Source organism: Burkholderia sp. HAN2018 (assembly GCF_024704855.1).
GTDB classification, from domain to species: domain Bacteria; phylum Pseudomonadota; class Gammaproteobacteria; order Burkholderiales; family Burkholderiaceae; genus Burkholderia; species Burkholderia cepacia.
Map to the genome: position 1 here is coordinate 18,662 of NZ_QOBB01000063.1, position 13,219 is coordinate 31,880.

11 protein-coding genes are annotated in these 13,219 nt (G+C 66.3%); 1 reads left to right on the forward strand and 10 read right to left on the reverse strand.

What is annotated here, in order from left to right; translation table 11 throughout:
- The first annotated feature begins 106 nt into the window (after positions 1-106).
- Entirely contained in the window at positions 107-523 is a 417-nt protein-coding gene (locus tag DPV74_RS17930; RefSeq protein ID WP_119337676.1) for a surface-adhesin E family protein, read from the forward strand.
- Here the strand turns inward: DPV74_RS17930 and DPV74_RS17935 are convergent.
- The 10 genes from DPV74_RS17935 to DPV74_RS17980 all read right to left on the reverse strand — a co-directional run bounded on the left by DPV74_RS17935 (position 520) and on the right by DPV74_RS17980 (position 13,219).
- Positions 520-3,108: a hypothetical protein gene (locus tag DPV74_RS17935; RefSeq protein WP_119337677.1), complete on the reverse strand. Its 2,589-nt coding sequence runs from the start codon at positions 3,106-3,108 to the stop codon at positions 520-522. The two genes, DPV74_RS17930 and DPV74_RS17935, sit on opposite strands and share 4 nt — an antisense overlap.
- Positions 3,109-5,373, reverse strand: a complete 2,265-nt coding sequence (locus DPV74_RS17940) for a lytic transglycosylase domain-containing protein (RefSeq protein ID WP_119337678.1) — start codon at positions 5,371-5,373, stop codon at positions 3,109-3,111. It abuts the gene before it with no gap.
- Positions 5,373-7,484 (reverse strand): hypothetical protein, encoded by a 2,112-nt coding sequence (locus DPV74_RS17945; protein WP_119337679.1) that lies wholly within the window; start codon positions 7,482-7,484, stop codon positions 5,373-5,375. The genes DPV74_RS17940 and DPV74_RS17945 overlap by 1 nt, the downstream gene beginning before the upstream one ends.
- Positions 7,484-8,104, reverse strand: coding sequence for a hypothetical protein (locus DPV74_RS17950; protein ID WP_205571920.1), 621 nt, complete (start codon positions 8,102-8,104; stop codon positions 7,484-7,486). Before DPV74_RS17950 ends, DPV74_RS17945 begins: the two co-directional genes overlap by 1 nt.
- Positions 8,104-8,529, reverse strand: a complete 426-nt coding sequence (locus tag DPV74_RS17955) for a GNAT family N-acetyltransferase (RefSeq protein WP_119337680.1) — start codon at positions 8,527-8,529, stop codon at positions 8,104-8,106. The genes DPV74_RS17950 and DPV74_RS17955 overlap by 1 nt, the downstream gene beginning before the upstream one ends.
- Entirely contained in the window at positions 8,519-10,822 is a 2,304-nt protein-coding gene (locus DPV74_RS17960; protein ID WP_119337681.1) for a hypothetical protein, read from the reverse strand. Before DPV74_RS17960 ends, DPV74_RS17955 begins: the two co-directional genes overlap by 11 nt.
- A gap of 8 nt (positions 10,823-10,830) precedes the next feature.
- Positions 10,831-11,454, reverse strand: a complete 624-nt coding sequence (locus DPV74_RS17965; protein ID WP_119337682.1) for a hypothetical protein — start codon at positions 11,452-11,454, stop codon at positions 10,831-10,833.
- Positions 11,455-11,465: 11 nt separating this feature from the next.
- Complete coding sequence (locus DPV74_RS17970; RefSeq protein ID WP_119337683.1) at positions 11,466-11,690, reverse strand: hypothetical protein; 225 nt, start codon at positions 11,688-11,690, stop codon at positions 11,466-11,468.
- 66 nt (positions 11,691-11,756) lie between these two features.
- Positions 11,757-12,167 (reverse strand): Bbp16 family capsid cement protein, encoded by a 411-nt coding sequence (locus DPV74_RS17975; RefSeq protein WP_119337684.1) that lies wholly within the window; start codon positions 12,165-12,167, stop codon positions 11,757-11,759.
- 59 nt (positions 12,168-12,226) lie between these two features.
- Positions 12,227-13,219 (reverse strand): major capsid protein, encoded by a 993-nt coding sequence (locus DPV74_RS17980; protein WP_119337685.1) that lies wholly within the window; start codon positions 13,217-13,219, stop codon positions 12,227-12,229.

Here is a 13,219-nt window from a genome sequence, read left to right on the forward strand (position 1 = left end):
GGCACGGCCCTTATAGAGACTGCGCCATGCTGCCGCCCGATCCCCGCAGAATCGTGCGTTTTTCGGTCTATGCTAGGATCAACGAGAACACAAAACGGGGGCCATAATGAAGAACATCGCCTGCACCTTGGCGGTACTGTTCGTTGCAAATGCGGCACTTGCCGCAGACTGGCGGCCCATTGATGGGGTATGGGCGAAGGGTGCTAGCTTCGCGATCGATCAGTCCACGATCGCCCACGCAGGCAAGCTGACGAAGGTGTGGGTTAAGGCGTCGTTCGACACCCCGCAACGCTACCGCTCCAACAACGAGTCGCATGTCTACCAGTCCGCAATCTCGCAGTACATTTTCGACTGCCGGACTCGACAAGCCGCGATCGTTCAGTCCGTGACGTACGACAAAGCCGACGGTGACGGAACGCCCGTCGACTCGACAAAGTACCCGAACCCCACCGCGAACATGTCGGAAGTCGTGCCCGGCTCCATCGGCGCCGGGCTTCTACAGGTCGTCTGCCGCCCCGCTTAACCGAGCGCGGCCGCGAGATTCGGCGCCCGCTGCGGCTCGCCCGTGCCGGGCGACCAGTAATAGTCGTTGTGGTATTGCGTGCGTGACCGGTTCATGTTCCGCTGCGTGACGCCTGGCGACAGGTTCTCGGCGAGGTTGTCCCAGATCAGGCGGTTCCACACCGTCTTCCAAAACCACAGGTTGATGAGCGGCGTGTTCGACTGTGCAACCTTCAGCAAGTCGGCGCCGACGTGCGTATCCTTCCCTTGCGCGGCGTCTTGCGCGTTGCTGGAAAACGCCCTGACCACCTGGTAGATCGTCGACGGCAGCGGCCCGCCGACCACGCTCCCGAGCAGTGAGCCGTAATCGGTACTTTCGAACGAAGCGGTCAGCATGTCGCCCGCGAAGCCGGCGCCGCCGCCAACCGAGAACGCCCGCGTCCAGAAGCCGCCCGCGTGCTTCACGTCGTCGAACATCGGTTCCGGATCCTTGCCGGCGAGCAGGTTCTTTGCCTGCGTCGAGATCGCGCCGATCAGCGTCGTGCTGACGACGAGCGCCGCGGCGTAAGCCATCGGGTTCGCGAGCGCCGGTGCACCGTCGACGCGGAAGTCGCCCGAGCGCCGCATGTCGCCAATGCGCCCCCAATGCCGCGAGATCATCGCGATCGGAAACGACTTGAACTGCATGAAAGTCTTTTTCAGCTCGCCCATTGCGGTGCCTGGCGTGGCCGACGCGATCACCTTCGTACGCAGGTCCGGGTTCAGCACGGCGAACTCGCCTTCCTCGCGGATCATGCCGAGCAGCTTCGGCACAACGTCGGCCGCTCGCGCATCGCCGGTTGCGTACAGTGCGTCCGGCGTCAGGTATTCGGCATCGCCGTACTTGCCTGGCGTTGCGCGGTTCACGATCGCCCAATCGTCGGCGGTCAGCCCGGCGCGCGTCAGTGCGCGGCGGTCCCACTCGCTCAGGCTGTTCCAGTCGGTACGGCCGATGCCGGCGAGTCCGCGCATCATGTGCGACTGAAACGCTGTGCGCAGCGCATCCGTCCATCCGGTGACGCCGCCGAACTTCATCGTCGCGGCCGACAGGTTGCGGGCCCACGTCGTCGCAAGGTTGTCCGTACCCCACCGGTTCAGCCCGTGCTCAAGCGATTCGGCGATCAGCCCCTGTGACGACAGCCACGAACGGAAGTCCTTCGAACCGGGCGCCATCAGCCGCGCGGCCGTGCCGAGCGTTTTGAAGAATGGCACCTTGTTGTAGCCAGCCGTCACGAACATCGTGCCGACGTCACCGAGCGCCGCGAGGATCGTGCCCTGCAGCTTCACGGCGCTGACCGTCGTGCGCAGCGTCTCCATCTTCCGCGCGAGCGCCGGATTCACGGGCGTGTTCGTCGCGCCGGTGACATAGTTCCAGTACGCGCCGACCGACGTCATACCGCCTTCCAGCGTACGCATTTCCGTGCCGTCGTGCACGGCCGTCAGCTGCATCTGCGTCTTCATGTTACGCGTCGGGTTCGGGCCGTAACGCTCGACGAGCGCGATGTTCTTCGCCATGCCGCCGACGTGATCGACCAGCGCATTCAACAGCGAACCCTCGCCGAACTGGCGGTTGTACTGCATGTGCGCGTCGGCGTCGCGGAAGTGCAGCACGCGGTGCGCCGAACCGGCGTTCGCGCGCGCAGCGTTGCCCGCCGTCTCTCCCGGCACGATCTTGTTGACGCCGCCGTACGCGATCGTGTCCCACACGCCTTGTTTGCGCGGCGCGATATTGCCGCGCGCGGCTGCGTTCGCACGCTCCCACGCCTCGCGGTCCTCGCCGACAAGCACCTTGCGCAGATCGACGTCGTTCAGCGGGTTCCCGGCATCGTCAAGGTACTGCGAACGGTCGAGCAGCGGCATAACGGCATCCGCCCAGGCGTGCCGCTGCGCATCCGACCCGTTGCCGAGCACCTTGCTTTGCGCGTGCCGGATCGGCACATAGCCATAATCGAGCTCGCCGACGTTACCGCCGGCGCGGTTGAAGCGCTCGCGCATCGCGCTCGTCGTCTTCCCGATCTGCTCGGCCGCCGCCTTCGCAACCTCGTTGCCCGTCGAGCCGTCTGCGCCGCGGTACACCTCGCGGATGATGTCGCGTTCCATAGCGGGGTTATCGACATCGAACGCACGCGCGAGAAAGTTCTGCCCCACTTTCATCGCGTCGATCGCGCCCATCGTCTGGCGCATGTAATCCGACTTGATCGCACCGGCGGTCACGTAAGTCTGCTCGATGTCGTGTTTCACGATGCCCTCGCGCACCCGCTTACGGTGAGCGTTTTCGGGATCGGCGTACAGCGCTTCCTGAATCCGGTCGGTCGTCTCGATCTGCTTCGCGATCTGCAGTTGCTTGCGCGCCCGATCGAGATCAGCCTCATGCACGAGCTGCTGACGCGCCCATTCGGCGCCGGCCGCAACGCGATCGGCCTGCGACATCGCCGACCACGCGGCCGGGTCTTGACGCGCGGTCGAGCGCATACCCGCGCGCACGCGGTTCTCGATCCCGTCGATCTCGGCCTGCGTGAGCTTCCGGCCGGCGGCCGCCTCGACCGCGTTGACACACTTCTGGTGCATTTAGCCCCCCAGGCTGATGAAGCAGTTCGCGGCGACTTCGAACAGACCGGCGTCCTGCGTGTTCATGGCGTGCTCGTCGTCGATCTGTTGCAGCAGCTCGCCCACTGTGCCCGTGCGCTCGCCGGCGGGCGTGTCGATCGTCACCTGCATGTCCGGCCGCAATGCGGCGGTGTCGCGCAGGTTTGCCTCGATGGCGCGACCGCTCGGCGTGCCAGCGGTCGGCGTGCCAGCGGTCGGCGCAGTAGTTGCGCGCGGCGCACCGCCGGCGGGAACCGTGTCGGCCGCCTGCAGCACCGGCTCTTGCGACTGCCGATACGTCACCGGCTCACGCCGCGTCTGCGCGCGCACGACGTCTTCGACAAAACGCGACAGCGGCGTGCGGCGCGTGGCAGGCGCGTCGATCCCGGCGCGCGCCGTGCGCAGGTCGGCCAGCTGCGCGTCGAGCGCGCCGAGTTGCTGGTGCGCCTGCTGTGCGCGGGCGTTTTCCTCGATCGCGCCGCGCAAACGCTGCACCTGCGCCTCGTGGTCGGCTATCGCGGCGTCGATCTGCTTCTGCGCTTTTGCGGCCGCCGCCTTGTACTTCATGCCCTGATCCTGCAGCTGACGCGTGAGTTCCTTCACGCCGGCCGCGGAATCATCCGGACGCGTAGCCGTGAGCTGGTCGAGCTCGGCGCGCATCTGCGATACGGCGCCCTGATCGGCGAGGCCGGCGGCCTGCTGCGCGACGTCGGTGCGCTGCGCTTCAGTGTCGGCAATCAGCGAGTCGAGCGCGGTCGCGCGCGCCGAATCGTCGCCTGTCACAAACCGCGCAACGTCCGGGAACTGGCCGGCGTCCATCTGGCGTGCGGCCAGCTCGAACGCGTCCTGATGCGCGGTCATCGCTGCGATGTCGCCCGGCGTGCCGAACACGTACGCGTCGTCGACGATCCGCTGTCCGCGCGCGAGCAGTGCCGCGTCTACCTGGTCGGGCGTCACGTGGAACGTTGCCGAATCGATACCGCGCGTTGCGAGGTAGTCGTTCACGCGATCGAGGTACGCAGCCGTCTCGCTCGCCGGCGGGCGCTCACCGCGCAGTACCGCGGCGGCTTGCTTCGGGCCCCCGTCGTAATCGGCGATCATCGCCTGCAGGTTGCCGCCGTACTGCTTCTGCGTGTCGGCCAGGTACTTCGCCATGCCGTCGAGAGCCTGCACGGGATCCGTCGGATCGGTCACCCCGTACTTACGCAGGTTCTCGGGCATCATCTGTGACACGCCGGCCGCACCCTTCGGCGATACCTGTCCTGAATTCGACTTCTCGCCGGCGTTCTTCAGCGCGAGCATCAGCTCGGGCGGCACCCCGGCATTCTGCGCAGCCTGCACGGCGTACGCGTCGAGCTGCGGCGAGTTGTACGGCAGCGCGCGGCGAGCGTCGATCGCGAGTGACTGCAGCGGCAATGCCGCCGCGGCGGCCGTCTGCCGCGCGGTACGCGTCGTCGCGGCGGTGTGCGCGCCCGCGAATGCGCCAGCCATCAGCGTCGACGCTGCGATGTTGACCGGGTCGAGCGGGTCGATCTGATCGGCGAGGTGATCGTAATCCGCATTGCGCAGAATCGCTTTCTCGATCGTCGCCTGCGCGATCGCGGCGCCCGGGCCGCCTGCCGCGACGAGCCCCGCCGTGCGCGCGAGGGTCGTGCCGGCCACCGGAAGCACGGCACCTGCAGCCGTGATCGTGCCTTCGACCGCGCCGACCGCCGTCCGCGTGCCGACGTCGACGCCTTGTCGCTTCAAGTCTTCCGCGCGCGACATGCCGATCGACGTGCCGCCGACGGCCGCGCCGGCCAGCGGGCCACCGAGCACGGCAGCCGGTACGATCTGCGTCAGGCCCGACATCACACCCTGCACGGTCTGATCGATCGCTGTCGTGCGTGTCGGGTCAGGCTTGAACGTATCCGACAGGTCGTAAGCGCGCGTGCCGAGCGGCGACTCGAACAGGTGCCCGGCGCGCTGCTTCACGATCGCCGCGTTGATCTGCTTGTCAGCGTCGGCTTGCGCCTGCGGGTTCAGCGTCAGCGTATCGGGATCAACGTAGGTTTGGCTTAGGCCGGCGGCTAGGTCAGACGCGGCGCCGAACAACGCAGTACCGCCCTGCGCGACACCACGCCCCACCGCGCGCGCGATCGACGTAATCGACGTCGACGGGTACGAGCGCGGCTCAGGCACATCGATCTGGTTCTGCCCGCGCAGAAAGCTCGCGGTCTGGTCGGCGTACAGCGAATCGACCGGCATTACATACCTCCCGGGAACGGCATGGTCGGAGATTGTCCGACCGGCGCCGCGCCGGTCTGTGCGTTCTTCGTCGGGAATGTCAGGTGCACGGTCACCGGCGCGCCGGTTTTGTCGGTGACGAACTTCGACCCGGTCGACACCGCGTACGTGCCGCGCACACCGACGCGAACGAGGCGGTAGCTCGCGAACTGCTTCATGAAGTCCGCGACCGGAATCTCGTGCCCGTTCGCGATGACGGTGTCGACGCCCGGGTTTTCGATGTTCGCCGCCGTGACCTGCTTTACTGCGGTTTGGAAATCTTCCTCGCGCCAGCCGTACGGCATCGCGACGATGTTCGGCTTGCCGTTGATCTGCTGGCCGCCCGTCGTCGAGATCCCGCCCGTCGCGCCGCTGATTGCGTTCTGCACGTCGGTGCTGCTCGGCTGCGTGCGACCGCCGCGCGCCGCGCTGCCCGCCGCGATGAAGTACGCGGCTTCTTTCGCGTCGTCGGCTTGCTCGGGCGGCAGCGAGTCGCCGATCGCGTTCGCGATCGTGGCGCGCATGCCCGTTCCCGCGACCTCGTCGAGCTTCACGGTCTTGTCCTTCAGCGCCTGCGCGCCCGTCAGGATGAACGTGCTGAGCGGCGCGCCGCTCGTCGTGAGCAATGGCTTGCCGCCAGTGTCCGCCGCACCGGCCTTCAACGCGAGCGCCATCGCCGGGCTCTTTTCCTTCCACTGCGCAGCGAGATCCGCGATCCGGCCAGCGTTGCCGTATGCCTGCCCGATCTGGTTCAGCGCCTGCGCCTTCGTGTCGATCGGCAGCGCATCGACGGCGGTCAGCACGGTCTGCGCCTCGTCGGGCGTCATCAGCGACACACGGCGGCCAGCGGCCTGCTCGACTGCGCCTGCGGCCTGCGCGCGCCCGGCGAGCGACGCGACGAGGCCCGGCACGCTCGACGTGTCGACCTGCGGCACGCCCTGCAGCACACCGCGGTCGAGCGCCGCGTTCCACGGGTCAGCCTTGTACGCGGCGACGCTCGCCGTGTGGATTTGCTCAAGCTGCTTCACCGCCGCAGCCGTATCGGGGTCAGTGCCGCGCGTCGACGCTTCGGTCTGGTAGCGTTGCAACGTCGCGGCCTGCTGAGGCAGCGACGCGCTCGCGAACCCCGCGCGCTGGCTCGCGACGTTGATCAGCTGGCGCGTCTGCTCTGCAACCGCCGTGCCGGCCGTGGCCGTCAGCAGTTGCGTTGTGTATTCCGGGCTGAGCTGCTTGCCGGCGTTCACCAGGTCGAGCGCCTGATTGTGCGCTGTCGCTGCGTCGTTCTCGCGCTGCAACGCCTCGCGGTCGGCCGCGTTCTGCTGCTGCGCGACGAGCGTGCGCGCATGCCCCTGCAGGGCGACCAGCTTATGCGGCGGCAAGTCGCCGACCCACTCGTAACCGGCGGGCAGCGGTTGGTCGGGCTTCTGCGTCAGCACGCCGAGCGCGGCGGCAGGGTCTTCGGACACCATGCGCATGCCGGCGGCCGTCGACGCCACGTCCTTGAAGTTCTCGGTTAGCTTCGCCTTCGTCTGCGGGTCAAGCTGCGCGGTGTCGATCAGCGCGAGCTGCGAGGCCCGCGTCGACCCGTACAGGTTCGGATCCATCGCGATCGCGCGGGCCGCGGTGTCGTTGCCCTGCTGGTACTGGCTCACGTTGTACGCGCGGTGCTGCTCGGCCTGCCACGTGACGGCCTGCCCGGCCAGCGACGTGCGCAGGTCGCCGAGCTGCATCGTGTAAAAGCGTTTCGCGACGCCGTCCGGCATCTGCTGCAGTTGCTGCTGCGCGTAGTCGTCGAAGCCTCGGATCAGGTTCGGCGTGAAATCCGGTGCGCCCGGTGCGGCGTTGTCCTTCGCGGTCTGCATGTTTTGCAGCCAGGTCACGCGATCGTCACCGATCTGACGCGCCACGGCCGCCTGTTCATCCTGCCGCTTCTGCGTTTCGAGCACGCCGGCCACCTGACCGACGGCTGCACCTGCCTGCTGCAGCGCCGCGCCCGTGCTGTCGTCGACGACGGTCAGCGGCGTGCGGGCGCCAGACGTCTGCAGCGCGGGCGTGACCTGCGAGTTATAGACCGGGATCCGGATTCCAGCCATTACAGACCTCCCGAGAAGCCGTACTTATTCACGCCCGACGTCAGGCCGGCCGTCATGTTGCCGATGCGGCCGAACGACGACAGCCCGCCAAGCGGTGAGAACGAACCGCCGGTGCTGCTCGAGAACAGGCTGCTTCCCGTTTTCGCGTACGACGCGACGCCGCCGAGCAGCGACGCCGCCGCCGAAATACCGCTCGCGACGAGACTGTTGCGCGCGCTGGCCCGCGCGGTGCGCGCCGCGTACCGATCCTGCTGCGCCTGGTCTTCGAGCGACTGGCCCTGCAGAATGCCTTGATACCGCGTCTGCAGCGCGTCGAGCTCAGCGTTTCGCGTGCTCTGCACCTGCGTGTCAAGCGCCGAACCGACGTTCGGGTTGAAGCCCGATTCGGCCACGGCCGCGCGCTGCTCGCCGAGTTGTTGCCCGGCCTGCGCGCGCTGCGCCGTTTCGCGGTTCACGTTCTGCGCGTAGACCTGCGTGGCTTGCTGGTCGGAAAGCGCGGCATTGCGGTCGAGCGCGGCGGCTTGCTGGTTCGCCTGCGCTGACTTCGCCATGCCGCCCGAAATCGCGCCAACCGTCGAGATCGCGGCGCTGCCAATGGTCAGTGCGGATACCGGATCCACTATTTCACCCTCGCAAAAAGAATCACGTCCCGCCCGTCGACGGTGTATTTCCTGCGCACGCCCTCGTTCACGAAGCCGAGGCGTTCGGCCCAGGCGATGCCGGCTGCGTGCGACGCGTCGACGTCCATTTCGATCCGCCGCCACGGTGCGTCGTCGAGCACGGCGCACACCATACGGTGCGCCGGCCGGAATCGGCGCAGTAGCGCCGATGAGATCAGCGTCCACGCCTGCGCACGGTTCTCCCATATCTCGACGATGCCGCCGCACCCGAGCACTTCGTCGCCGTCGACGATCGCCCACCCGACACGCGTCAGCGTGCACAGCTTTTCGGCGTACTCGCGCGTCAGCGCGCCAGCGACGCCGGCCTGTGCCGGCTGCAGCTTGACGGCGAGAATGTGCGCGGGCGTCAGTTGCTCAGCGATCATCTTGCGTATCCACAATCGTGAAGAAGCCGAGCAGCGTCACGGGCAAGGGCTGATCGTTTTGGTAGCAGACCCACGATTGCCCCTCGTAGTCGCCGCGCCAGTTCGATTCCATGTCGCCGTCGAACAGCGGCACGGCGTTGTCCATCGCGTTCGACGGCCTACGGAAATTCAGCGGTTCGAGATCGCTGTCGGCGAACGACGGGCCGACGGCGCCGCCCTGGCTCCGCGAGAAGCGCGTCACGACGTTCGACACGCGCTTTGTCTTTCCTTGCGCTGTCCCGTTTGCGGCGCCGGCGTTCAGCTGCATGGTTTGGATACGGCATTTCGTCGGAACTCCGATGTGCACGACTGAAGCCGGCCATTCGAGCGCGATCGATCCCGTTACTATCGTGCGGGACGGATGCACTGCTCCGTCGGTCAGCACTGCGACTGTCTGCCCTTCGAGGTGAGCCAGTCCGGTGACTGTAGTCGTCGGCGCGCCGCTGTACGTGATCCCTGCATCGACGTAGAACGCCGACGACTGTGCGTCGTCGTCCTGCAGCGAGGGGTTCAAGTATTCGACATAGCGCACCGTCTGCCCGTTGATCTGGCGGCGCACAACTACCCACAGGTCATCGGACGCACCATCCGGTGCGGGCATTGACGCGACGCACTCGACGAACCCATTCGCGTCCGGGTGTCGGTGCCAGCCGTAGACGTCACTGCGGCCGGCTTCCTCGTCGTACGTGCAGCCGATCAACTGGCCGTCGGCGCGCGCGGCCCACACGACAGAGTGCGGCTCCTGCTGATAGCAGAGCGACATGATCCCGTTGTTCGAACCGGCGCGGCCGCGCGTGACGTGATCGGCGATCTTCGTGACATCGGTCGACACGTAGTTGTCGGACGAAAAGTCGTATTTGAAGTCGCGCAGCTTGCGGCCCGACTTCTGCACGAAGAGGATCGTGCCGCCGACCTCGACCGGTTGCAGGCGCTTCGAGCCGTACGAGGTGCGCCGGCGCGCGTTCATGTTCGTCGCGCTCAACGCGAGCGAGCCGTTCGACTTCCCGATCACCCACTCGTCGCCGGTCATGCCGACGAGCAGGCTGTCGGACTCGACCATCCACGCCAGCTTGTTCAGCCGGCGCGCGTTGAGCTGTTGCACGATTGCTGAGTCGTCGGTTGCCTGGTCGGCGTCCTTCGTCTTGAACACCTCGAAGTCAGCCGACACCGACAGTGCGAGCCAGCGATCGCGCATCATGCACAGGCGTTCGCTCCAAAACGTTCCCATCTGCGGGAATCCATCGGTCGAATTGAACAACGACCGGGCCCATTTGTACGTGCCCGACGTGACGACCGTATTCGGCAGCATGCACGGGTCGGCAGGGTCGTTCGTTGTGACGGTGCCCGACGCGTGCTGCGCGTCGCTGAATCCCGTGATCAACACTGTGCCGTAGCCCGAGTGCTGGTACTCCCATTCCGCGCCGATCGAACCCCACTCATCTGTTGACGACTCGTCCTGCCCGGTGCCATCCCACCGGCGGCCGATCGTATGCGTCGGCGTTTCCGCGCCGGTGACTTGCGGTGTCTGCGTGCCGATCTGCGTGCATTTATAGACACGGTTGTCGACGCGACGCAGGTCACCAACGGCGATCTTCTGGTGCACGACCCATGGCTTTACGTACGAGTTGTCGACCTGCTCGAGATAGAACAGCGTGCCGACGTCGGACGCGCGAAAGATGCCCGAACTCGCGGTCAGCGTAACACCGCCCGTCTGCCCACTTGCCTGCACCGTCACGCCGTTGTCAATGTTCACCGTCGCGAACGGGCCACCGACGAACGTGACAGCCTGCAGCGAGAACGTCGTCGCGCCGGTGCGCAGCAGTTTCTGCGTCGGATACGCGCCGTGGAACAGGTACATCGTGTCGGCGCTTTGCGCGACGCGGATAGCAAACGTGCCGTCCTCGGTCGTCAAGTCAGCGAGCGCGTACGGTGTGGCGATCTCGACGGGCGTACCGCCACTGACGAGCTGGCCGCGGTTCACGAAAAAGCGTAGGTAGTGATCGCCGAACTCGATCATGTAGGCGATGCCGTCCGACACGATGAACGGCAGCAGCCACGCCTGCTTGGTCGAATCCTTGATCGGTGCGACGAAGCGCTTGCCGCCGCGTCGGATGGCCGGTCCTTGCACCGTAGCGATGAAGTTCTCCATCACCTTGCACCCGTTCGGGTACTTCGCCAGGTCCACGCGCGCGCCGAGCAGCGGCGAAAGCTCGCCGGCGTCGAACGATACCTGCTGCGGTGCTGCCTTCGGCATGCGCCCTCCTACTGGCGGATGATCGGTGTCTCGCCGGGGAACGGGATACCGTTGCGCGATTCGAGCCACGTGTCGTCGCCGATCGGCTGCGACGGGCGCTCGATAGCGTTCACGCGCACGGCCTGCGCGATCGCGCGATCGTGCTCGGCCCACGCGGCCTGTCGTTTCGTCGCGCTCTGCGTCAGGCTTTCACACGACTCGGCCGCTAGGCGGCATGCGAACGTCTCGCGGAACAACGGATCCATCGCGTTCGGGTCGGTGACACGCTTGATGTAACGGATCGCGAGCGGCGCTTGCAGGTCGGTCAGGATGTTTCCCGACTCGATACTGAACAGCCCGCGCGTGTCGGTCTTCGGATAGATCAGGAACTGCCCGATCTGGATCAGGCGAACGAAGTCGGCCGGCAGCCGGTACTGGTAGCCGAAACCGAACAATGGCGCGTCGGCGAGCGCGGCGAGCTGCGCGCGCGTCTTCGCGAACGACCAGACGTGCTCACGCAGACACGCGTCGAGCACGTCGTCGTACATCGAATTCAGCGTCGCGGCCGCCTTCGAGTCCTCGTCGAGCGAAGTGATACGCGCCGACCCGAGCTTGGTCAGCGCGCGATTCGCGATGCCTACCTGCGACGCCATTCGTCAGTCCGTTACTGCAGATCGTCGGCGTCCTGCCCGCCGGACGAGCCGGAACCAGTCGTCGGATCCGTATTCGACGTGCTGTCGCTGCGACCACGGGCTTTTGGGCCCGTGCTGGCCTCGTCGGTCGGAACGAACCACTTCGCCTTTTCGCCCTTCTCGACGTCGAACACTTCGCCCACACGCTTGCGCGCACCACGGTAGAAACCCGTTTGAATCGCCTTGACCTTCGGCATGTCTTACCTCGTTGTGTTGTGCGTTGAATGGGCGGCAAGCGCCGCCCATCGATCAGTCGGCGTCGATTACGCGATGCCGTCCGGGTACGCCTGCCACGCGGTCGGATCCTGATCGGTCAGGAACGCGTTCAGCGTGACGCCCGGCGTCGTGCCGCCGAGGGTGTAGTTCAGGCGCAGGTAACGTTCGTTGGCAAACGGCATGCCGATCACCAGGCGCTGGCCGGCGGTGAGCGCTGCCGCGGCCGGCGTGACCGATGCGATCTTCGTCGGCGACGAGAAGCCGGCGTTATCGTCGGTTTCCAGATCGATCTGGTACGTGCCCGTGCCGACTGCGGCAACCGCGACGGAAACCACGATCCAGAGCGGGCGGCCGGGGCCGATGTCGCGGTCGCTGCCGAGGTCGATGATGTTCTGCGATGCACCCGACGCCGACAGCGCCTGCGCACGCGAGAATTCGAGAAGCGAGTCGATGTACATTGCGATGTCCTTTCGAATGGGTTCGGTGAAAGTGGGCGGCGTAGTGCCGCCCCGCCGCGTTAGACGACGCGCGATTCCGTGCTGAGGATCGCGTCGGTACGGCGCACCGGGATACCGTCGAACATCATCACGCGCTGGCCCGACACGGTGTCCCACGTCAGGTTGTTTGCGATCTTGTCGATGATGCCGAGGCGCAGTTTTTCGCGGATGTTGCGGTTGACGTACCACGCAGCGCGGCCCATGCCGAATTGCGGGATACGTTCCGACGCCATGATCATGTAGCGGATCAGCGCCTGCGTATTCGCCGACGTCGCGAGGTCGGAAACGTCGATGTTGCAGACGCGAGCCACGTAGCGCCAGTCACGCAGCGTGAACCCGAGATCCCACTTGTAGTGGGTGCGGTACGCTTCCATACGGCCGCCAGCGCCGTCGGCGTTCTCGACCGTCACCTGGCCCTTGTCGGTCACGGTGAGCCCGGTCTTCGAGCCCTTCGGCGTGATCATGTGCGCCGTATTCGGCCCCCACACGACGAGCCAGATCGACGTGTTGTCGGCGCCCGTGCCGCCGGCATCGACGATGTTGTCGGCGTTCTGCGCGGACAACGAGTTGTAACGCGGCGCGAGGCCGGTGAACTCGGACGGCGCGGCGCCTTCATTACCGTAGATCAGCGTCTGCGCGGCTTCCTGGTTGATGCCCTCGATGTGCGCGTGATCCTCCGACAGACGGAACGCCATCGCGTTGTCGTTCAGATCGGCGGCGGCCTTGTCGACTTCGGCATAGTCTTCGAGCATGCCGCAGTTGTCCGTCACCTGGACCTTGGTAGCCTTCGTCGGCTGAACGCCGCCGTACAGCTTGCGCCACGTCGGAGCGGGCAGGCCCGAACGAATCGTCGTCCGGTTGCCCGTCGGCAGGTTGCCCTCGACGAACGTTGCGTCCGCAAGGATCTCGTTCGTCTGGTCGAGAATCTCGATCGTCTGCGCGACAGTGCCGTCGGGATCGAGGCCCTTCGCGATGTCCGCGAGGGTCGGGTTGTTCGTAGCAAGAGTGACCAT

What these genes read in the sequence shown, in the direction of transcription:
- DPV74_RS17955 (WP_119337680.1), bottom strand. Translation starts at nt 8,529, where the DNA reads ATGATCGCTGAGCAACTGACGCCCGCGCACATTCTCGCCGTCAAGCTG.
- DPV74_RS17960 (WP_119337681.1), bottom strand. Translation starts at nt 10,822, where the DNA reads ATGCCGAAGGCAGCACCGCAGCAGGTATCGTTCGACGCCGGCGAGCTT.
- DPV74_RS17975 (WP_119337684.1), bottom strand. Translation starts at nt 12,167, where the DNA reads ATGTACATCGACTCGCTTCTCGAATTCTCGCGTGCGCAGGCGCTGTCG.
- DPV74_RS17940 (WP_119337678.1), bottom strand. Translation starts at nt 5,373, where the DNA reads ATGCCGGTCGATTCGCTGTACGCCGACCAGACCGCGAGCTTTCTGCGC.
- DPV74_RS17935 (WP_119337677.1), bottom strand. Translation starts at nt 3,108, where the DNA reads ATGCACCAGAAGTGTGTCAACGCGGTCGAGGCGGCCGCCGGCCGGAAG.
- DPV74_RS17930 (WP_119337676.1), top strand. Translation starts at nt 107, where the DNA reads ATGAAGAACATCGCCTGCACCTTGGCGGTACTGTTCGTTGCAAATGCG.
- DPV74_RS17965 (WP_119337682.1), bottom strand. Translation starts at nt 11,454, where the DNA reads ATGGCGTCGCAGGTAGGCATCGCGAATCGCGCGCTGACCAAGCTCGGG.
- DPV74_RS17980 (WP_119337685.1), bottom strand. Translation starts at nt 13,219, where the DNA reads ATGGTCACTCTTGCTACGAACAACCCGACCCTCGCGGACATCGCGAAG.
- DPV74_RS17970 (WP_119337683.1), bottom strand. Translation starts at nt 11,690, where the DNA reads ATGCCGAAGGTCAAGGCGATTCAAACGGGTTTCTACCGTGGTGCGCGC.
- DPV74_RS17945 (WP_119337679.1), bottom strand. Translation starts at nt 7,484, where the DNA reads ATGGCTGGAATCCGGATCCCGGTCTATAACTCGCAGGTCACGCCCGCG.